Source organism: Sphingobium sp. B10D7B (assembly GCF_025961955.1).
GTDB lineage: Bacteria > Pseudomonadota > Alphaproteobacteria > Sphingomonadales > Sphingomonadaceae > Sphingobium.
The window spans coordinates 2,647,743-2,667,193 of sequence record NZ_JAOQOQ010000001.1; the positions used below are offsets into that span (position 1 = coordinate 2,647,743).

At 65.8% G+C, this 19,451-nt stretch carries 17 protein-coding genes; 10 read left to right on the forward strand and 7 right to left on the reverse strand.

Annotated elements, in window-relative coordinates:
- Window positions 1-23: 23 nt before the first annotated feature.
- The 3 genes from M2331_RS12585 to M2331_RS12595 all read right to left on the reverse strand — a co-directional run bounded on the left by M2331_RS12585 (window position 24) and on the right by M2331_RS12595 (window position 3,547).
- Window positions 24-2,144, reverse strand: coding sequence for a TonB-dependent receptor (locus M2331_RS12585; RefSeq protein WP_264592386.1), 2,121 nt, complete (start codon window positions 2,142-2,144; stop codon window positions 24-26).
- Window positions 2,145-2,210: 66 nt separating this feature from the next.
- Window positions 2,211-2,390 (reverse strand): hypothetical protein, encoded by a 180-nt coding sequence (locus tag M2331_RS12590; protein WP_181560596.1) that lies wholly within the window; start codon window positions 2,388-2,390, stop codon window positions 2,211-2,213.
- On the reverse strand, window positions 2,387-3,547 hold the full coding sequence (locus tag M2331_RS12595; RefSeq protein ID WP_181560597.1) for a PepSY-associated TM helix domain-containing protein: 1,161 nt from the start codon (window positions 3,545-3,547) through the stop codon (window positions 2,387-2,389). Before M2331_RS12595 ends, M2331_RS12590 begins: the two co-directional genes overlap by 4 nt.
- 187 nt (window positions 3,548-3,734) lie before the next feature.
- On the opposite strand from M2331_RS12595, the gene M2331_RS12600 reads away from it, so the two are divergent.
- Complete coding sequence (locus M2331_RS12600) at window positions 3,735-5,234, forward strand: ATP-binding protein (RefSeq protein ID WP_181560598.1); 1,500 nt, start codon at window positions 3,735-3,737, stop codon at window positions 5,232-5,234.
- Between the two features lie 16 nt (window positions 5,235-5,250).
- On the opposite strand, the gene M2331_RS12605 is transcribed toward M2331_RS12600, so the two are convergent.
- Together M2331_RS12605 and M2331_RS12610 are read right to left on the reverse strand one after the other, a co-directional pair.
- Window positions 5,251-5,733 (reverse strand): MarR family winged helix-turn-helix transcriptional regulator, encoded by a 483-nt coding sequence (locus M2331_RS12605; RefSeq protein ID WP_181560599.1) that lies wholly within the window; start codon window positions 5,731-5,733, stop codon window positions 5,251-5,253.
- A gap of 100 nt (window positions 5,734-5,833) precedes the next feature.
- Window positions 5,834-6,736: a CmcJ/NvfI family oxidoreductase gene (locus M2331_RS12610; protein WP_181560600.1), complete on the reverse strand. Its 903-nt coding sequence runs from the start codon at window positions 6,734-6,736 to the stop codon at window positions 5,834-5,836.
- Between the two features lie 139 nt (window positions 6,737-6,875).
- On the opposite strand from M2331_RS12610, the gene M2331_RS12615 reads away from it, so the two are divergent.
- The 4 genes from M2331_RS12615 (at window position 6,876) to M2331_RS12630 (ending at window position 12,894) form a co-directional block, all read left to right on the forward strand.
- Complete coding sequence (locus tag M2331_RS12615) at window positions 6,876-8,351, forward strand: MFS transporter (RefSeq protein WP_181560601.1); 1,476 nt, start codon at window positions 6,876-6,878, stop codon at window positions 8,349-8,351.
- Window positions 8,352-8,633: 282 nt separating this feature from the next.
- Window positions 8,634-11,213: a TonB-dependent receptor gene (locus tag M2331_RS12620; protein ID WP_181560602.1), complete on the forward strand. Its 2,580-nt coding sequence runs from the start codon at window positions 8,634-8,636 to the stop codon at window positions 11,211-11,213.
- 107 nt (window positions 11,214-11,320) lie between these two features.
- The gene (locus tag M2331_RS12625) at window positions 11,321-12,319 is read left to right on the forward strand and encodes a hypothetical protein (RefSeq protein WP_264592387.1); all 999 of its coding nucleotides are present in this window, start codon (window positions 11,321-11,323) and stop codon (window positions 12,317-12,319) included.
- Complete coding sequence (locus M2331_RS12630; RefSeq protein ID WP_181560603.1) at window positions 12,316-12,894, forward strand: nuclear transport factor 2 family protein; 579 nt, start codon at window positions 12,316-12,318, stop codon at window positions 12,892-12,894. Before M2331_RS12625 ends, M2331_RS12630 begins: the two co-directional genes overlap by 4 nt.
- 158 nt (window positions 12,895-13,052) lie before the next feature.
- Here the strand turns inward: M2331_RS12630 and pyk are convergent, their stop codons facing one another.
- Window positions 13,053-14,510 carry a pyruvate kinase gene (gene pyk, locus M2331_RS12635; protein WP_181560604.1) on the reverse strand — a complete coding sequence of 486 codons (1,458 nt, stop codon included), beginning with the start codon at window positions 14,508-14,510 and terminating at the stop codon, window positions 13,053-13,055.
- A 98-nt stretch (window positions 14,511-14,608) separates the two neighbouring features.
- Between pyk and M2331_RS12640 the strand changes: the two genes are divergently transcribed.
- The 5 genes from M2331_RS12640 to M2331_RS12660 all read left to right on the forward strand — a co-directional run bounded on the left by M2331_RS12640 (window position 14,609) and on the right by M2331_RS12660 (window position 18,682).
- Entirely contained in the window at window positions 14,609-14,902 is a 294-nt protein-coding gene (locus tag M2331_RS12640) for a DUF1244 domain-containing protein (protein WP_181560605.1), read from the forward strand.
- 60 nt (window positions 14,903-14,962) lie between these two features.
- Window positions 14,963-15,385, forward strand: a complete 423-nt coding sequence (locus M2331_RS12645) for a hypothetical protein (protein WP_264592388.1) — start codon at window positions 14,963-14,965, stop codon at window positions 15,383-15,385.
- A gap of 159 nt (window positions 15,386-15,544) precedes the next feature.
- Window positions 15,545-16,894: a PepSY-associated TM helix domain-containing protein gene (locus M2331_RS12650; RefSeq protein WP_181560606.1), complete on the forward strand. Its 1,350-nt coding sequence runs from the start codon at window positions 15,545-15,547 to the stop codon at window positions 16,892-16,894.
- 113 nt (window positions 16,895-17,007) lie between these two features.
- Entirely contained in the window at window positions 17,008-17,355 is a 348-nt protein-coding gene (locus tag M2331_RS12655; RefSeq protein ID WP_181560607.1) for a glycine zipper 2TM domain-containing protein, read from the forward strand.
- A gap of 283 nt (window positions 17,356-17,638) precedes the next feature.
- The gene (locus M2331_RS12660) at window positions 17,639-18,682 is read left to right on the forward strand and encodes an aspartate-semialdehyde dehydrogenase (RefSeq protein ID WP_181560608.1); all 1,044 of its coding nucleotides are present in this window, start codon (window positions 17,639-17,641) and stop codon (window positions 18,680-18,682) included.
- A gap of 54 nt (window positions 18,683-18,736) precedes the next feature.
- Here M2331_RS12660 and M2331_RS12665 read toward each other — a convergent pair whose 3' ends face one another.
- Window positions 18,737-19,156: a GNAT family N-acetyltransferase gene (locus M2331_RS12665; protein WP_181560609.1), complete on the reverse strand. Its 420-nt coding sequence runs from the start codon at window positions 19,154-19,156 to the stop codon at window positions 18,737-18,739.
- Window positions 19,157-19,451: the final 295 nt, after the last annotated feature.

The following is a 19,451-nucleotide window of genomic DNA, read 5'->3' on the forward strand; positions in this document are numbered from 1 at the left end:
TTCTTTCTGCATCTTCAGTCCGATCAGAAGTCAACCGAGAGCGACGCCTTGTAGGTGCGCGGCGCGCCCTGCAGGAGCTGGGGGCTGAACGCATCGAAGGCGGAAGCCCAGTACCGTTCATTGGCGACATTATCGACGTTGAAGCGGAAGGTGACCGGCTGCGAGCCCAGTACCGCGACATAGCGCGCGCCAAGATCGACGCGCGTCCACTCGGGCAGGCGCAGAGTGTTGGCATTGTCGGCCATCTGCTTGCCGGTGTGGACGACCCGCCCGGTGAGCGTGAGGCCGGGGACAAATGCGGTGTCCCACTCGAGTCCGGCGTTGACGAGATAGTCCGGAATGCCCGGCACGCTGTTGCCTTCATTGACGCCATTCAGCGTCTCGCGGAACTTGGCTTCATTCACCGAGGCACCGGCGATGAGGTACAGGCCCTTCGTCAGTTCGCCATCCAGTGAGACCTCGATGCCCCGATTGCGCTGCTTGCCATAGGCGCCGTAGCGCAGCAGGCCCGACCCTTCCGGATCGGGAATCGCATAAGCGCTGGGCTTATCGGTCTGGTAGAAGGCGAGTGAAGCCGCCATGCCGCCGATGTTGAGCTTGCCGCCAAACTCATATTGGGTGGACTTGAACGGCGCCAGCAACTCACCACGATTGATGACGGCCGCCTCGTTCGGCGCGGTGGCGCCGCGCTGCAGGCCCTCGATGCGATTGGCGAAGAACGACAGGCCCTCTACCGGTTTGATGACGAGACCAGCGACCGGGGTCAGCTCGCTTTCGTCATAAGTGTCATCCAAGCTTCCGTCCCCTGTGGAGTAGGTACGAACCTTGATTGCCTGAATGCGCACGCCTCCCGTCAGCAATATCCGATCCTCCCAGAAGCCGAGCGTATTTGATGCAAATACGCTCGCCAGACGGCTGCGCTCGATCGGATAGGGATCATTGATATCGCCACCGGCGAACGTCACCGCCGAGGACCGGGGAAGCACGACCGGATTGTAGATGTTGGTCATGCCGCTCGACGTATAAAACTCGTAAGCATTGCGATTGGTGAGCCAGTTCACCGAGCCGCCGATATTGGCCTGACTGCTCACAACATCATTGCCGAACTTGGCGCGCAGGCCGGCCTGAACGCTCTCATTGTTATCCGTGCGGGGGATGTACGAACTCGAATAATCCGCAGCGCCGGTGGCGGCGTCCGCCACCGTGATGCTGCCGTAGATGCCATGCTCGCTGCTGTCGCGCGCGCCGGCCGAGGCATAGAACAGCACGTCGCCGGCGAGGTCGTATTCCAGCTTGGCGATGCCGAAAATGTCGCGCGCCGTGGTATAGGTCCATGGCTGGGCATAGTTGGTGTCGGGCGCGGGTGCGGCGGGGATGGCGCCGGCGAACCGAAGCTTGGGCCGCAGGCCGCGCACATGCATCCGCTGATAGGCCACATCCAGCGACATGCGCAGCGGCCCGGAACTATAGTCGAACGCGCCGCCGACCAGATAGGTGCTGCGGAACTCGTCGTCGATAGCGACATCGCCGCGACGGGCCACGGCATTCAGGCGCACGCCGAACGCGCCGTCTCCAAAGCGCTGGCCGACATCGAGGCTGCCGCCGAAATGCTCGCTGGAGGTATAGTTCAGCGTCGCGCGCTTCAGGCCTTCCGCCGTTGCCCGCTTGGGGACGAGGTTGACGCTGCCGCCCAGGCCACCACCACCGGGCGCCGCGCCGTTGAGAAAGGCGCTCGCGCCGTTCAGCACCTGCACCGACTCGTAAAGCTCCGGCGCGACGAGCTGGCGGGGGACGATGCCGTAGAGACCGTCAAAGCCGACATCGTCGCTGGCCAGGGTGAAGCCGCGAATGACGAACACTTCCTGCGCGTTGCCAAAGCCGTAGGTCGTGCGGACCGAGGGATCGTTCTCCAAGACCTGTCCCAGCGTCTGCGGCTGCTGGTTGAGGATGAGCGCCGCGTTATAGCTCTTCACGCTGAACGGCACATTCTCGGCCGGCTGATTGCCGAGCACGCCGACGCTCCCCTCGCGGCTCACCTGCGTGCGATTCTCGCGCTGCGCCGTGACGATGATCTCGCTGGCCTCCTGCGCCGCGGCAGGCATGGCCACCGCGGCGACCGAGGCGATCAGCGCAGCTTTCAACATTTGGCTGGAACGATGGAAATTCATGCTTCTTTTCCCTTTGAAACGCGCTTGCATGGCGGCTTGTTCTCATGATCGGCGATATCGGAAAGCCCAGAGGGTGGCAGCGAGCGGCGCGGCCAGCGCGATCCAGGACAAAGCGTCGGCCCAGCCGTCCCCCGTCAGCGCGCTGACCAGACCGACGATGCTGAGCAGGGCGAGGGCGAGCGGCATCGCGAAGATGCGGCCGAGCGGCGTGCGGCGGCTCATTCGGCTGGCGCCACAAGGCCGCCACTCTCGACCTCCCGCACGCGGGCGGCGAGCGGGGCGCGGCGCTTGCCGAGCCAGAGGTAGAGGCCCGAGCCCAGCACGACGATGGTGAACAGCGTCAACGCCGCCCACAGCAGCTTGAGCGGCAGCCCGCCATAATCACCGAAGTGCAGCGGCTGCGAATAGAGCAAGGCCAGCGTGTACCAGGGCATTGGCCGCACATCGGTCAGTTCGCCAGTCTCGGCATCGATGAGCGCCGGGGTGAGGGCGCGCTGGGTGAGCGGCGTGTTACCTTGGAAGAACACCGCATAATGGTGCTTGCTGCTGTACGAGCCGCCGGGAAAGGCGATGAATTGGGGATTGTTGCCGGGCAACGCCTGCCGGGCGGCGGCCATGGCCTTGTCCAGCGAACCATAGCGCTCGAGCGGCAAGGCCGGGCGACCGGCATAAGCGCCGGTCATCTCGGCCAGTTCGCTCATCTGCCAGACCTTGATGATGGGCGTCGCCAGCGCGTTTATGACCCCGGTCAGGCCCACGACACTCATCCAGGCCAGCGCCACGATGCCGAGCAGATTATGATAATCCAGCCATTTGAGCCGGCGGCTGCGGCTGACCCGGATCGTCCCGAACTCCAGCTTGCGCATGAAGGGCGCATAGAGAACCACGCCGGAGACAATTGCGGCGAAGAACAGCACGCCCATCGCGCCGAGGAACAGCATGCCCGGCAAGCCCAGGAACATGTCGGTATGGAGTTGCAGGAGGAAGTGCATCACGCCCTCCTCGACCACTTGCCCCGCCGGCTCCCCGGTCACGCGGTTGAAGAGCTGGATGGTCATGGCACTGCCCGGCGAATCCGGTGCCGGGGCAGTGGTGACCGTGAGAATCGGCGTCTCATTGTCGAAGGCCATGAATACCGGCACCTCGCCCGGTCGTGCGGCCAGTGCCTTGCCGAGCATGACGTCCAGCGGCTGCAGGCCCGGCCCGTCGCCGGACGAGCCCGCCCCCTGCATCGCCGGTGCCTCCCCGGTCATCACCTCGATTTCGTCATGGAAAATCAACGGCAAGCCGGTCAGGCAGAGCATCAGCAGGAACGCCGTGCAAATCAGGCTCGTCCATTTATGGACGAGATACCAGATGCGGAGACTGCGCGTTCTCAACGAGACACAAACCTTGATATTGCGAGCGATTTGCATGGGCGCTTAATAGGAAGCCCTCGCAATTGCAACATGAGCCGGCGGCAATTCGGCGCATAAACCCTGCGTCGATTGGCGCAGACGAGTTGTCCCGCGAACACCACGGCCAACCAGCCCTTGCCCCCACGCTGTCCATGGCTATGACGGCGCGGTGACCTCTTCAATCGTGATCGGGACGGATGCGCACGGCGCGCCGGTGCCCATGGACATGGAAGAACTGCTGGCCACCCGGCTGCTCGTTCAGGGCAATAGCGGGTCCGGAAAGTCGCATCTTCTGCGCCGGATGCTGGAAGAAAGCGCCGGGCTGCTGCAGCAGGTGGTGATCGACCCGGAAGGGGATTTCGTCACGCTGGCCGAGCCGTTCGGCCACATCGTCATCAACGGTGCGGCGCATAATCCCGGCGAGATCGAGACGCTGGCGGCCAAGGTCCGGGCGCGCCGTGCCTCCGTGGTGCTGGCGCTGGACGAGCTGGAGCTGGAAGCGCAGATGCGCTGCGCCGCCCAGTTCATCGCCGCCTTGTTCGATGCGCCCCGCGAGCATTGGTATCCCGCTCTGGTGGTGGTCGACGAGGCTCAGATGTTCGCCCCGGCCGCCGCTGGGGAAGTGGCTGACGACATCCGCCGCATGTCGCTCGCCGCGATGACCAACCTGATGTGCCGAGGCCGCAAGCGCGGCCTCGCCGGCGTGATCGCCACCCAGCGCCTTGCCAAGCTGGCGAAGAACGTCGCTGCAGAGGCGTCCAACTTCCTCATGGGCCGCACCTTCCTCGATATCGACATGGCGCGCGCGGCCGATCTGCTCGGCATGGAGCGACGGCAGGCCGAGCAGATTCGCGATCTGGAGCGCGGGCGCTTCCTCGCGCTCGGCCCGGCGATCAGCCGTCGCCCGGTCTCCGTGAAGATCGGCGCGGTGAAAACAAGCGCACGCACCTCATCCCATTCGCTCATTCCGCTGCCCGGCGAGCCGACCAGCGATCTTGAAGATCTGCTCGCGCCGCAGCCGGGCGAGGAACAGCCCGAACTGTTCGCCGCGCTGATCGCGCCGCCCCCGGCCGTCGACAACAGCGCCCGGCTGGAGCGCGAAGACCCGCCCACTGCCGAGGGCCACTTGTCTGTGGATGAAGAGTCGGCCGTCGAGACAGCCAGTCCTGCCGCCACCGAGACGCCGGACCGCCCTGCCCGCGAGCCGGTGATCCGCGCGGTTTTGGCCGACATGGCTGCGGAGGAAGACTGCACCTATCGCTCGACCGCGGCGCTATTCCAGGATTTCGCGGTGCGCTGCCGGATGCAGCGGATCGGCAATCCCGGCATCGATCTGCTCAGCTTTCGCCGGCGCTTCGCGGTCGCCGTGGCGGGTGGCGAGGAGGATGAAGATCCGCGCTGGCAGGCCGCGCTCGCGCTCTCCAGCCGCGTCCAGGACGATGTGCTCGCGCCGTTCCTGCTCATCGCCCGCGCCGCGATCAAGGGGCAGCCCTGCCCCGACGACGAGGCTCTGGCCCGCGCTTATGGGACGCGCTCGGTGGGGCGAATCCGGCGGTTGCTGGATTATCTGGAAAAGGGCGACCTCATCGTCGTGCGGACCGACTTCGGTGGGCGGCGTTCGGTTGGCATTCCCGAACTCGGACTGGCCACCGCCCCGGCTGAAGGCTGACCGCCGCCAGGATGCGCTAAGCGGTGGCTGGCGGAGACTTCTGCATCGCCTCATAGGCCCGGCGCAGCAGTTGCTGCAGCGTCTTCACCTCTTCCTCAGACAAGGCATCATGAATCGGCTGCTCGACATCCTGGGCGCGGGCGATCATCTGCGCGGCAAGGCGCTGGCCTTCGGGCGTGAGCGACAGCGTGTTGCGCCGCCGGTCCCGCGTCGAGCGCATCCGGCGGGCAAGACCGCGGGCTTCCAGATCGTCGATGATCGCCACCATCGCCGAGTCGTCCATCGCAACTTCCCGCGCGATTTCGGATTGGGAGCAATCGGGATTCGCCTCGATCAGTGCCATGGTAGAGAGGGCGCCGTGGCGAAGGCCGAAGGACGAATAGACGTCCACGATCCGCACCGACAGCTCATTCCGTAACAGCCGAACGACTGTGCCCACTGCCTGATCGAGCGCACCCCAGTTCAGGCCGGTCTCCTCCGGCCGCTTCCCGTCTTTCATAACACTCCCCTTCGACCCGGTGCCTTATTTGGCTTGCCGCTTGTGTAACTTATAGCAATGATTGTGGTGCCCGACTATTTGGATCGTCGATCACCTGGGGCTACTCAAAAAAGGCGATGCTGCGGCATTCGATGCTCTCGCGCGGCACCGCGTTGGGCAGACTGTTATCCCAAAATGCCGTATGCGGCACCCGCCAGGCACCGCTGCGGTCGCTATCGTGGAATTTGAACAGCAGGGCTTCATCCCGCACCATGTTGGAGAAATACCACCAGCGGTGAGCGGGATTGTGCCGGAAGATGTGCGCAGCCGGTTGGCGATCATCGTCCATCGGCGCGAACATGGCGTCGCCTTCGGGTATCTTGTCGACGATCCACAGGATATTGGTGGTGCCCTCATCATCGCCGACACTGCGCGCATCGCATAGGGCCAGCGGACAATCTTGTGGCGGCGGCGAATAGCTGCGCCAGAAGCTGGAGACGATGAACCGGCGGAACCCCGGCCCGTCCGGACGGGCCTTGCGATAGGCGACCTCGGCGGCGCGCTGCTGCCGGGCGGGGTCGGTATCGACGTGTACCTCGCCAGCAGGCGGCTGCACGCCCTCGGCATGGCGATAGGGCGCATCCAGCTTCTTCTGCCGGCTGGCAAGATCGCCGGACGTGCGGATCATCCAGCCACCGACGACGACGAGATCGGCGCCGGTTGCCTGTTGGACATAGCGGGAGACCTCGCCCGGGTAGACGCGATTGACCTCGTCCCGGTCGGTGAAATCGGCGACGTCACTCGGCGCATCGAGCAGCACGAAGCCCTGCCGATCGAGCGTGAAATGTGGGCGGATGGCGCGCGCGTCGCGGATCGTGACGGGGAATGGCCCGTAGCGGCCGGTGTTCACCTCCACCCCGGCGGAGACGAACCGCCGATTGATCGCGGGGCCGGGCAACAGATACTGAAGCTGCGCCTCGACGCTGCGCACCGTGGCTTCGGGATCCATGACCTCATTACTCATTATCTGCTCTCCTAAGCGACGCCCGACTCTTTTGCCGCACCATGGCAGGCTATCCCGCTCCCCCGCAAGCGCCTGCATGGGCAACTATTCTTCGGCACCTCTTGGCGAACGCGCGCCCGCCTGTCATGGCTGGCACAGAATGAGTTTGACTAACAATCCATCGGAGGGAGGAACCAGCATAGCGTCGGACGACGCCGCGGCCTTGCGTCGCTCGCGGCTGGCCGCCATCGTTCTGGCCGCGACGTCCTTCATGGTCGCCATTGATTTGATGGTGCTGCTCACTGCCCTGCCGCGCATGGCGCAGGACTTCGCCGTGCCGCTGACCCTGCTGAGCGCGACGATCACCATCTACATTCTCGTCACCGTGCTGGTGCTGCCGATCAGCGACTGGGTGGGCAAGCGCTTCGGCACGCGCCGGGTCTGCACGCTCGCGATTCTGGGGTTCGTGCTGGCCTCGCTGGGGGCTGGCCTGTCGCCTAGCCTTCCCGTCTTTCTGGCGATGCGGATGTGTCAGGCGGCCTTTGGCACCCTGATCGTGCCGGTCGGCAGCATCGCCCTGCTCAGCATCACGCCCAAGCGCTATCTTGTGACGGCGATGACGATCAGTTCCACCCCGGCCCTGATCGCGCCGGTGATCGGCCCGCCCATCGGCGGCCTCATCACCACCTTTCTGGACTGGCGCTGGGTGTTCTTCCTGAACGTGCCCACAGGCCTCCTCGCCTTTGTCCTCACCCTGCGCTTCATCCCCAATATCCATGCTGTGGAGCGAAGGCCCTTTGACGGGCGCGGCTTTGCGCTGGTCGGCGGGTTCCTCGCCTGCATCATTGCCGGGTTCGAGCGGCTGGGCGCCAAGGGCGGCGGCTGGCAGCAAGGGCTGCCGCTGATCGCGCTCGGGATTTTCCTGGGCTGGCTGTGCTGGCGACACATCCGTCGCGTGCCCCACCCGGTCGTTCCGCTCGATGCGCTGCGCCACCGCAGTTTCTTCGTTTCCACGATCGGCGCGGGAATGCCGGCGCGCACGGCCTTCATGGCGACGGCGTTCATCATCCCGCTGATGATGCAGGTCGGCCTCGGCCTCACCGCCTTTCAAGCCGGGCTGCTGCTGCTTGCCCAGAATGCCGGCGACCTCGCGCTCAAGGCGATCGCCACGCCTTCGGTACGATGGCTCGGCATCCGGATGGCGCTGACCAGCGGGGTGGTGACCATGGCGCTCTCCTTTGCCGTCTGTGCGCTCCTGACCCCGACCATGCCCTTCTGGCTGCTGGTGGCGATCATGGTCTTCGTCGGCATGGCCCGCTCGGTTCACATGACCGCGATCATGGCGCTGCGCTTTGCCGACGTGCCGCAAAGCGAAGTCGGCGGGGCGACTGTGCTCGGCAATATCGCCAACCAGATTTCGCAGGCGCTGGCGATTTCCGCCGCGGCCGCCCTGCTCAACCTGCTCTCGCTTGGCGCGGAACCGACCCTCGCCGATTTCCAGATCGCGATGCTGGTCTTTGCGGGCCTCGCGCTGGCCGCCGCGCCTTTCTATGCGCGCCTTGCGAAGGATACCGGCGCCGCCGTGACCGGCCGCGAGACACGCGGCCTGCGCGCGATTCGCAGCGAGGAGGTTTAGATGAGTGCTACAGCCTCCGCGCGACCCCGCTGCTTTTCCGTCTGCGTCAAAGCGTGGCTCTATCTCAGTCAAAGCCTCGCTTCGGGCAAAAGGATAGTGAGCTTCCTAGCCAACGGACGGACAGGGCGCTCCATGGGAGCCTTGCGCCGCGTCGTCTGGCTGCCGGTCATTGCGTCCCAACGGCGAAAGCCGCCCGACCTTTCCGCCTGACAGAGGCGGGCAGGCGGCTCACGCGGGGACGAAGAAACGACCGGCAAAGCGAAGAGGAGGGGAGATTCACCAATGAACAAAGTTCGTCATAACCGCGCACGCACCGTGTCGCGCATGGCGCTGAGCGCCGGGACGATGTTGTCCTGCGCGCTGATGCTCGCAATGCCGGCAACTGCCCAGACCGCCGCGCCGCAGGGCGCCGCCGAGGGCAATGTCGACGACATCATCGTCACCGCGCAGATGCGTGCGCAGAATGTGCAGGACATTCCGCTGGCAATCACCGCCATCAGCGGCGACCAGCTCGAAGCACGCAGCCAGACGCGCCTGACCGACATCACCGCGCAGGCACCGAACGTCATCCTACAGCAGAACCCCTCGGGCTCGGGCAACTCGATGCGCGCCTACATCCGTGGCGTCGGCCAGGGCGATGCCAGCCCCTCGGTCGAGCCAGGCGTGGGTATCTATGTCGACGATATCTATTTCGGCACCGTCACGGCCTCGGCCTTCGACCTGACCGACCTCGAGCGCGTCGAAGTGCTGCGCGGCCCCCAGGGCACGCTGGCCGGCATGAACTCGCTGGGCGGCGCGGTGAAGCTCTACTCGCGCAAGCCCGAAGGCCGAGGCGGCTATGTCGAACTGACCGCCGGTTCGCTCAACCGCCGCGACATCAAGGCGAGCGCCGACTTCACCGTGGTGCCCGATGCCGTGTTCGCCCGCATCACCGGCGTGTCGCGCAATCGCGATGGCCATGTCACGCGCTACGATTATGCCTGTCTCAACCCCAATGATCCCTATGTGCAGCCGGGCACCAGCGTGGTGCAGCCGGGCGGCGCGGCGATCCCCAGCCTGGCGTCGGGCGGCAATTGCAAGCTCGGCACGCTGGGCGGCCAGAGCATGTACGCCGTGCGCGGATCCTTGCGCATTGCGCCGGTCGGCAGCCCGCTGGAGATCAACCTGTCGGGCGACTACACCCACGACACCTCCACGACGCAAGCCTCCGTGCTCATCGCCAGCGCCGAGCTGACCGGGCGGCAGAATAACAGCATTCCCTATCAGGGCGCGCCGTTCGACAACCGCTTCGTGACCTATGGCCAGTATCGTCGCGCCGGCGCGGTGCTGAACGATCCCTATGCGACCTACGCCAACTTCTACGATCCGGGCGTGACCTATCGCGCGGCGACGACGGCGTCTGCGGGTGGCCCCGGCACGGCCGGCGCGCCCAATGGCCCGACCTATGCCGAACCCCTGAGCGGTGTGAAAGGCTGGGGCGTGTCCGCCGAGATCAACTACACGCTGGGCGACAATCTCGCGCTCAAGTCGATCACCGGCTACCGCAAATATGATTCGCGCAGCTCGGACGACAACGACAACTCGCCGATCGCTTTCATCGGCGGCGTCTACAGCGACTTCTCGCACAAGCAGTTCAGCCAGGAACTGCGCCTCTCGGGCAAGGTGCTGGACGATGCGATCTCCTTCACCATCGGCGGTTTCTATTATGATGCAGACACGCGCTATAACGCCCGCATCCACACGCCGTTCTCGGGCTTCGGCGAATATGCCGTTTCCCCCTGCGGTGGCGCGCTCCCGGCGTGCGTGATCGCCAAGCCGACCTTCTCGTTCATCAATGACGATACAGCCAGCCTGCGCACCTATGCCGGCTTCGGTAACGTTGCGTGGAACATCACGCCTGCGCTGACACTGGAAGCCGGCATCCGCGTGAGCCACGAGAAGAAGGACTATCTCTACAACCGCCTCAACCCCAATGGGGTCGGCGACTACCTGCCGCTCAGCAACGCCACCAATCCGCTGACTGGCCAGGTTGGTACCTATAAGGAAACGCTGACCGACTATCGTGCGGCGCTCTCCTACAAGATCACGCCCGACATCATGGCCTATGCGCAGTTCGCGACCGGCTTCAAGGGTGGCGGCGTGGCACCCCGTCCGTACAGCTTCCAGCAGATCCGCCCGTTCGGCGCGGAAAAGCTGAAGTCGTATGAGATCGGTATCAAGGCGGACCTGTTCGACCGGCTGCTGCGGATCAACGCCAGCGGCTTCCGCATGGACTATACCGACTATCAGGGCATTCCGCAGGTCTGCCTCGACTCCAACAACAATCCGCTCCCGGTCAACCAGGGCGGCGTACCCGGCTTGTGCGGCCAGTATCTGAATATCGGCGATGCCCGCGTGAACGGCTTCGAGCTGGAAACCACGCTGCGCCCGGTCGAGGGTTTCACCATCGACGGTTCGCTCAGCCTCACCGACTTCAAGTTCACCTCCATCAACTATCCCACGACCTCCATCGTCGTCGGCGCGAGCCGGCCCGGCGTGGGCAAGTGGAAGTGGAGCCTGGGCGCGCAGTATCAGGCTGATCTGGGTAATGTTGGCACGCTGACGCCGCGCATCGACGTCTCTTATACGGACGGCTATTGCGGCGACTTCCTCTGCACGCCGATCGCCATCGTGGACAGCTACACGCTGGCCAATGCCCGCTTGACCTATGAGACAGTGGACAAGGACTGGTCGGTCGCGCTGGAAGTGACCAACCTGTTCGACAAGCTGGTCTACCTCAACAAGTTCACGAACGCCTGGTATGCGACGGCTCAGCCCGGCCTGCCGCGCCAGTGGGCCGTGACCGTGCGCCGCAAGTTCTGATCAAGCGGTGCGCAACACAGATTGATCCGATAGAAAGAAGAGGAGAGGGGCAACCCTCTCCTCTTTGTCGCTGGGGCGACGACAGAATGATAAATTGGGAGAGTGGCATGACATATTGGCGGACCGGTTCGAGCGCATTCCTTCTGTCCCTGCTGGCGATGACCGCCCCGGCGGCCCTCCAGGCCCAGCCGAGTTCAGCGCCGCCGCCGGGCGTGGGCGCCGATCTCGCCGCACAGGCCGCCGTCCAGATGATGGAAGAAAGCCGGGCGCCAGACAGCACAGGCACCGGGCCATACAAGGCCATCAAGCGGCAATATGAGAATTTCCCCGGCTTCGTCGTCTATCAGCCCGCCGACCTGAGCGCGCTGGGCGCTCGCAAGATGCCGGTCTATGTGTTCGGCAACGGCGCCTGCACCGAAGATGGCGCCTCATCCCGCCAGCATTTGCTGGAGGTCGCCTCCCATGGCTATCTCGTCATCGCGCCGGGCGGCATCTACAGCGGCCCGGGCGTGACCGTCACGCCGCAGACCTGGGAGCAGCATCGCGACAAGACGCGCTACCAGCAGCTGGGGCAGGCCATCGACTGGGCTGCGGCCGAGAATGGCCGCGCGGGCAGCCCGTTCAAGGGCAAGATCGACACTGCGCATGTCGCGGCCTCCGGCTATTCCTGCGGCGGCATTCAGGCGCTCAAATATGCCGGCGACAAGCGCGTCAGCACCTTCGTCATCATGAACAGCGGCATCATGAACGGGCCGGTCCCGGGCGGCTCGGGCGAGATGTCTGCGCAGAAGAGCCTGCTCCAGAAGATCGACAAGCCGACCCTCTATGTGCTCGGCGGCAAGACGGACATCGCCTACCCCAATGGCATGGACGATTATGCGCGGCTCACCCACATCCCCTCCGCCGTGATCAACACCGACGTGACGCACGCCGGCACCTATGCCGAGCCGAATGGCGGACGCGCGGCGCAGGCAGTGGTGGCGTGGCTCGACTGGCAATTGCGCGGCGACAAGGCGGGGCGAGCGTGGTTCGTCGGGGATGATTGCAAGCTGTGCAGCGATCCTGCGTGGACGATCGAGAGCCACAAGCTGGACACGCTGCCATGAGCAGCTTCCTGCGGGCAGCGCTGGCTCTGGCGCTGATCGCGCCCGGTGTGGCGATGGCGCAGCAGGGTGGCGCTTCTGACAGAGCGCTCGCCCAGCGCGTGCAGGTGCTGGAAGACCGCGAGGCGATCCGCCGCGCGATCATTGCTTATGGCGAATATCTCGATGCGCGCGATTATGCCGGCTATGCCGGGCTGTTCGCCAGCGACGGGACTTGGTCCGGCGGGCTGGGCAGCGCCACCGGGCCGGCGGCGATCCAGAAGCTGCTTGAGGAGAAGCTGGGCAAGCCGGAAGCGGGCTTCGTCAACAAGCGCAGCTTCCACCTCGTCACCACCGAGGTGATTGACGTGACCGGCGACACCGCCATCGCTCGCTCCCGCTACATGTTCTACACCGCCGACGGGGAGGGCCGCCCCGCGACCACGCTGGCCGGGCGCTATGTCGATCATTTCGTGCGCGAGAACGGCGCCTGGAAGATCAAGACGCGGACCAGCCATGGCGTGATCCCATGGCGCGATGGCGACAATCCAGAGCGCCCGCCGCTGCCGCCGCAATTGCACGGCGCCGTGAAGAACTGAGGGGGGCAGGACGACGTCGCCGGCTCGCCCTCACCGTTCGTCATTCCCGCGAACGCGGGAATCCAGTTCGGCCTCGCGTTGACGAGCAGGGTTGCAGCTGGATTCCCGCGTTCGCGGGAATGACGGGAGTGGGGTGCAGAAGGCGCCCCCGAAGCGCCTTACTCCTCGCGGTGGGTGCGCAGCTCATCGCCCCGGATGGTCGCGACATGGAGCACATTGGTGGACCCCGGCGTACCGAAGGGGACACCGGCGAGCACGATGATCTTGTCGCCTGCCCCCGCAAAGCCGTGGCGCATGGCCATGCGCTTGGCCTTGCCGATCATTTCCTCGAAGCTGCCGATATCCTTGGTGCGCACGGCATGGACGCCCCACATGAGGCCCATGCGCCGCGCAGTATCCATGCGCGGAGTAAGCGCGAGGATCGGTGCGCCCGGCCGCTCGCGCGCGATGCGCCGCACGGTGCTGCCCGAGGTGGTGAAGCACACGATGACCTTGGCCGAGACGGTGTTGGTGATGTGCTGGCTGGCGCCGGCCAGCGCGTCCGAGGTGGTCGGGTCCGGCATGGTCTTGGTGAAATGCAGCCGGTCGAGATAACCCGGATCATGCTCGACGCTGTGGGCGATGCTGTCCATCATCGCCACGGCTTCCTCCGGCCAGTCGCCCGCCGCCGTCTCCGCCGAGAGCATCACTGCATCCGCGCCGTCATAGACCGCCGTGGCGACGTCCGACACCTCGGCGCGGGTCGGCGTGGGCGCCTTGATCATCGATTCCAGCATCTGCGTGGCGACGACGACCGGCTTGCCCAAGCGCCGGGCGCTTTCCACGATCTGCTTCTGCAGCGGCGGCACGGCATAAGGCGGCAGTTCCACGCCGAGATCGCCCCGCGCGACCATCACCGCGTCGGACATCTCGACGATTTCCTCCAGCCGGCCAAGCGCGGCCGGCTTTTCGATCTTGGCGAGCAGATAGCCATAGCCACCCATCAGCTTGCGCGCCTCGGCCAGGTCATCGGGCCGCTGGACGAAGCTGAGCGCGATCCAGTCCACGCCCGCCTCGATGGCGAAGGAAAGATCGCGCCGGTCCTTCTCGGTCATCGCCGCCATCGGCAGCACGACGTCCGGCACGTTGACGCCCTTGCGCTCGGACAGCGAGCCGCCGACCTCGACCAGCGTATCGATGACATCGTCACGCACCGCCCGCACGCGCAATACAAGCTTGCCGTCATCGATGAGCAGGCGCATCCCTTCCTGCGCGGCGGCGAAAATCTCCGGGTGCGGCAAAGTGACGCGGCTGCTGTCGCCGGGCGCGGGGTCGCGATCCAGCCGGAAGGTTGCGCCCTTTTCCAAAAAGACCGCGCCTTGCGCGAAAGTGCCGATCCGCAGCTTCGGCCCCTGCAGGTCGGCGAGAATGGTGGTCGGGCGGCCGAATTCCTTTTCAAGTCCCCGGATGATCGCGACATTGGCGGCATGAACGTCGTGCGTGCCGTGGCTCATGTTCAGCCGGAAGGCATCGGCGCCAGCCAGGAACAGCTTGCGGATCATCACCTCGCTGCTGCTCGAAGGGCCGAGGGTCGCCAGAATGCGAACCTTGCGGGTGCGGGGAGTGAGCTTCTTCATTTGGCCTCTTGCTTCGGTGCGTTCTCTGCCCACATGGCGAATGCCGTGGCGGCCACCGGCGTGGCCCGAGGTTGGAACCGGACATGAAGGTGCAAGCAATGACGATAGACACGCTCGATGACAAGACAGCGGCAGAAGCTTTTCGCCGGCTCGTCCACCATCTGCGTCACCGCACCGATGCGCAGAATGTCGATCTGATGGGTCTGGCGGGCTTCTGCCGCAACTGCCTGGCCGACTGGGTGGCCGAGGCCGACGGCACGCTGGACAAGGCGGCTGCACGCGAACTTATCTACGGCATGCCGCAGGATGAGTGGAAGACGCGCTACCAGACCGAGGCGACGCCGGAGCAGCTCGCGCGGATGAAAGACAGCGTGGCGAAGAACAATCACTGAGCGACGGCACGTCTAAAAAAGCCGTTTCTCATACGCCGCGCGATCCCGTAAAGCGCGGACATGCTCGCGCGCCTGACCCGCACTGATACCAGCACTGTTACCGGCACCGGGCAGGCCCGTGGCCTGATCGCCGCGTGGCTGGCGCTTGTGCTGCTCGCGCGGCTGCTGGTGCCGGCCGGTTTCATGCCCGCCGTGCAAAACGGTCCCGTGGTCGTGCTCTGCACTGGCGCCGGCATGATCACCGGCTGGATCGATGCGGACGGCACGGTCCACAAGCAGCAGGACAAGCAGAACACCGCCCCGGATCCGCCCTGCGCCTTTGCCGGGATCGGCGCCTCGCTGGACAGCATCCCGCCCGCGATCGCGCGGGTCGCCGTGGCGATGGCGACGGTACCCATCCTCAGCCCGAGCACGGCCGTGAGCATCGGACGCGGTCTGGCCGCGCCGCCGCCCCCGCAGACCGGCCCGCCGCATCAGCCCTGACGCTCCCATCCGTGTCGCCTCGCGCGACATCCCCATTTCGGCAAGCGCCCGCGCGCTGCCCGTCAAGGCTGATCCTTTCATGACCCGATTGCTCTACTGCTGCGCAGCCATGCGCCGCCCTCCCCTCGCCCGTGCGCCATTGTCCGCCGGAGGCCGCCGATGAGCGCGCGCTCCACGACCGGCGGCGGCTTCTATCAGGCCGTCTGGCGCTGGCATTTCTATGCCGGGCTGATCGTCCTCCCGATACTGCTCTGGATGGCGATGACCGGGGCGCTCTATCTCTACAAACCGGAAATCGAGCGGCTGGTCTATGCGGACTGGTCGCATGTGACGCCAAAGGATGCGCCCCAGCCGCTGAGCGAGATGATCGCCACCGTCGAGCGGGAATCCGGCCAGCAGGTGAGCCAGATCCAGCGGCCTGCCGAGCCGACAGAGAGCTGGCGCATGACCCTGCAAGACGCGGACGGCACGCGCCGGCTCGCCTTTGTCGATCCCTATCGCGGCAAGCTGCTCGGCACCGCGCAGGCCGGCGGCATCATGCAGACCGTGCGCGATCTGCACAGCCTCATCATCACCGGACCGGTGGGCAATGCGCTGGTGGAGATCGTCGCGGGCTGGGCGATCCTGCTGGTGCTGACCGGGCTCTACCTGTGGTGGCCCCGGCGCGGCAGCCCGGTCGTCGGCCTGCGCGGGCAGGCGCGTGGGCGACTGTTCTGGCGCGATCTACATGCCTCGACCGGCTTGCTCGCCGGCGGGGTGATCCTGTTTCTGGCGATCACCGGCCTGCCCTGGTCCGGCTTCTCGGGCAAGCAGTTGCAGGGCTGGGTCGCCCGTGCGGAACTGGGCCGCCCCAAGGCGCCCGGTCCCAACCCCTGGGAGGCGCCGGCGCCACGCGCGCATCACGGCCACGGCCATGACGAGGGCGCAAAGCAGAGCCTGCCCTGGTCGATGCAGGAAGCGACGCCGCCCGCCGCATCGGGCAACGACGACATCGGCGTCGACCGGGCTGCGGAGATCGCCGGCAAGCGCGGCCTCGCCGCCCCTTGGACGCTCACCCTGCCGATGGCGGACGGCGCGCCCTATCTCATCTCACGGTCCTTGCGCCGAGCGCAGGATGCGCGTGCTATCTACATCGATCCGGCAAGCGGCGCGGTGATGCAGGATGCCCGCTTTGCGCATTTTGGCATCGGCGCGCGGGCGATCGAATGGGGCATCGCGACCCATCAGGGCCAGCAATATGGCGAGATCAACCGTATACTGATGCTGCTCGGCTGCCTCGCGCTGATGCTGCTGTGCCTGACCGCGCCCGTGCTCTGGTGGAAACGCCGCAAGAACGGGCGGCTGGAGGCCCCTGCCCGGCCCACCGATCCCCGCAAGGCGCGCGGCGTCGCGGCGATCATGCTCGCCATCGGCCTGTGCCTGCCCCTGACCGGCCTCACGCTGGCGGCCGCCTTGGCGCTCGACATGCTGATTGGACGCTGGCGAAACCGAGCCGCCATGGCGAGCTGACCAAGCGACGAGTCGTGATACCGCCGGAACAAGGGCGGTTGTACGGCGTTATTCAGCACGAGCCGGTGCCACGCGCGCCGGTCGCTTGTTTGAATATTACGAGGATGAGTCCGATGAAGAAGATCCTGCTCGCCACGGCGCTGATGGCGTTTGCGATGCCCATGGCACCGGCCATGGCCGATCCGCCGCACTGGGCGCCCGCGCACGGGAAGCGCGCGAAAGACCGGGACAATGGCCGCGCCCTTTCCCATAACGACCGCATATGGCGCGGCGACGATGGCCGGTACCGCTGCAAGCGCAATGACGGCACGACCGGTCTGCTGATCGGTGCCGGCGTCGGCGCGCTCGCCGGCCGCGCGATCGACACGAAGGGCGACCGCACGGTTGGCACCTTGCTCGGAGCCGTTGGTGGTGGCCTGCTCGGTCGCTCGATCGACCGGGGCGAGGTGCGCTGCCGCTGATCCACTCCGAAATCTGAACATCATCGATGCCTGCTTTCTCCCGAGAGCAGGCATCTTTGTCATTTACAGCCGGCGCCGCGCTCGCTAGAGGCGCGCGCCATGTCCATGATGATCGTTCAGCCGATTATTACCAAACCGACCCGCATCAGCGGGGCGGTTCGGATGCGCGCGGCCTAAAGAGCCACGATCAGCCGGACAGGAAGCCCCGCGAAGTGCGCGGGGCCGACTTTCCAGACGAAAGCCTGACCGCCGCGTCCTTCAATCAACAGGAAGGAACGTATAGATGGTTGCCCGCTTTTCCCCCGATGCCCGCCTGAATGTCGGCGTGGTCGGCGCCACCGGCCTCGTCGGCTCGATGATGCGCCAGTTGCTCGCCGAGCGCGATTTCCCGGTCGGCACGCTGCGTCTGTTCGCCTCGGCCCGCTCGGCCGGCTCGCAGGTCGAGTTCAAGGGCCAGCAAGTGACGGTGGAAGATGCCGCGACCGCCGACTTCGCCGGGCTCGACATTGTGTTCTTCTCCGCGGGCGGCTCCACCAGCAAGGCGCTGGCGCCCAAGGTTGCCGCAGCCGGCGCCATCGTGGTCGACAACAGCTCGGCCTGGCGTTCCGACCCGGACGTGCCGCTCGTCGTCTCCGAAGTGAACCCGCATGCGCTGGCAAACCTGCCCAAGGGCATCGTCGCCAACCCCAATTGCACGACCATGGCCGCCATGCCCGTGCTCAAGCCGCTGCATGAGGCCGCCGGCCTCAAGCGCCTGATCGTGGCGACCTATCAGGCCGTCTCCGGTGGCGGCATGGAAGGCATCGACGTGCTGGCGCGCCAGATCGCTGCCGTGGGCGACAAGGGCGCCGCGCTCGCCTTCAACGGCAAGGCCGACTTCGTGCCCCAGCCCGAGAAGTGGGCGGTGCCGATCACCAACAACATCGTGCCGCTCAATTATGTGCTGGGTGAGGACGGCTATACGGAGGAAGAGCTGAAGCTGCGCGACGAGAGCCGCAAGATCCTCGAAATTCCCGGCCTGCCCGTCTCCGGCACCTGCGTGCGCGTGCCCGTGTTCACCGGCCACGGCCTCTCCATCAATGCCGAGTTCGAGCGGCCGATCGATGCGGAGACAGCGCTGGCGCTGCTCGGCAAGGCGCCGGGCGTGGTGGTGAGCGATGTGCCCAACGCACTCGACGCGACGGGCGCGGACCCGGTGTTCGTCGGTCGCGTGCGCCCGGACCGCACGGTTGAGCATGGCCTCGCCATGTTCGTCGTCGGCGACAACCTCCGCAAGGGCGCCGCGCTCAATGCCGTGCAGATCGGCGAAGTGCTCGCCGGGCGCTAAAATCCATATCGTGCCTCCCCGGCCGCTGGTCGGGGAGGACATAGAGCGCTGCTCTCAGAGGCGCTTGCTCAGGAAGAAGCGCTGCTGGCCGACGGGATGATCGTCCAGCTTGCCGAACACGCTAAAGCCCAGCTTCTCGTAAAAGCCGCGCGCCTGGAAGGCATAGGTATCCAGCCAGATACCGACACAGCCATGGGCCCGCGCCACCCGCTCTGCCTCGGCCATCAGCGCCTTGCCGTGGCCACCGCCGCGATGCTCCGCCGCGATGGCGAGAAGCTCCACGAACATCCAGTCATAGGAGCATTTGCCCCAGATGCCGCCCACGCGCTCGCCCTGCTCGTCGGTCAGCAGAATGGCGATAGGGCGGATATTCGGATTCCCCGCTTGCGCGATGTTATAGGCCAGCAAGGGTGCGAACACGGCATTGCGGTCGGCCTCGGAGGGCTGCTCGGGCACAGTGATATGAAGAGGCATAGGCTGATTAGTAGGCCGAATGCAGGGCATGGCAAGGGCGACGACCGGCTCGGCTGCGCGTCCGAAATCGCATGCCCACGCGAGCATACTTGCTTTTTCCGCAAACGCCCTCTATGTGCATCGCAGCATTCGGCGCCAGGACTAGTGATCCGGCGCAATCCCGCGCAGCGTGAGGCCCCGCATCTTGCACAAGGGCCGCCGGGACGGACGGATGCGAGAATCGCTCAAGCTTCCTTATTCACGCAGGGTCGCCCGTTTGGAGACCACTGCTGCGCCCGCTCGCGACAGACGCGAG

Excerpts from the sequence above, each read along its gene's own strand:
- M2331_RS12585 (WP_264592386.1), bottom strand. The coding sequence starts at position 2,144 with ATGTTGAAAGCTGCGCTGATCGCCTCGGTCGCCGCGGTGGCCATGCCT.
- M2331_RS12590 (WP_181560596.1), bottom strand. The coding sequence starts at position 2,390 with ATGAGCCGCCGCACGCCGCTCGGCCGCATCTTCGCGATGCCGCTCGCC.
- M2331_RS12605 (WP_181560599.1), bottom strand. The coding sequence starts at position 5,733 with ATGAAAGACGGGAAGCGGCCGGAGGAGACCGGCCTGAACTGGGGTGCG.
- M2331_RS12610 (WP_181560600.1), bottom strand. The coding sequence starts at position 6,736 with ATGAGTAATGAGGTCATGGATCCCGAAGCCACGGTGCGCAGCGTCGAG.
- M2331_RS12615 (WP_181560601.1), top strand. The coding sequence starts at position 6,876 with ATGAGTTTGACTAACAATCCATCGGAGGGAGGAACCAGCATAGCGTCG.
- M2331_RS12620 (WP_181560602.1), top strand. The coding sequence starts at position 8,634 with ATGAACAAAGTTCGTCATAACCGCGCACGCACCGTGTCGCGCATGGCG.
- M2331_RS12625 (WP_264592387.1), top strand. The coding sequence starts at position 11,321 with ATGACATATTGGCGGACCGGTTCGAGCGCATTCCTTCTGTCCCTGCTG.
- M2331_RS12630 (WP_181560603.1), top strand. The coding sequence starts at position 12,316 with ATGAGCAGCTTCCTGCGGGCAGCGCTGGCTCTGGCGCTGATCGCGCCC.
- pyk (WP_181560604.1), bottom strand. The coding sequence starts at position 14,510 with ATGAAGAAGCTCACTCCCCGCACCCGCAAGGTTCGCATTCTGGCGACC.
- M2331_RS12640 (WP_181560605.1), top strand. The coding sequence starts at position 14,609 with ATGACGATAGACACGCTCGATGACAAGACAGCGGCAGAAGCTTTTCGC.
- M2331_RS12645 (WP_264592388.1), top strand. The coding sequence starts at position 14,963 with ATGCTCGCGCGCCTGACCCGCACTGATACCAGCACTGTTACCGGCACC.
- M2331_RS12650 (WP_181560606.1), top strand. The coding sequence starts at position 15,545 with ATGAGCGCGCGCTCCACGACCGGCGGCGGCTTCTATCAGGCCGTCTGG.
- M2331_RS12655 (WP_181560607.1), top strand. The coding sequence starts at position 17,008 with ATGAAGAAGATCCTGCTCGCCACGGCGCTGATGGCGTTTGCGATGCCC.
- M2331_RS12660 (WP_181560608.1), top strand. The coding sequence starts at position 17,639 with ATGGTTGCCCGCTTTTCCCCCGATGCCCGCCTGAATGTCGGCGTGGTC.
- M2331_RS12665 (WP_181560609.1), bottom strand. The coding sequence starts at position 19,156 with ATGCCTCTTCATATCACTGTGCCCGAGCAGCCCTCCGAGGCCGACCGC.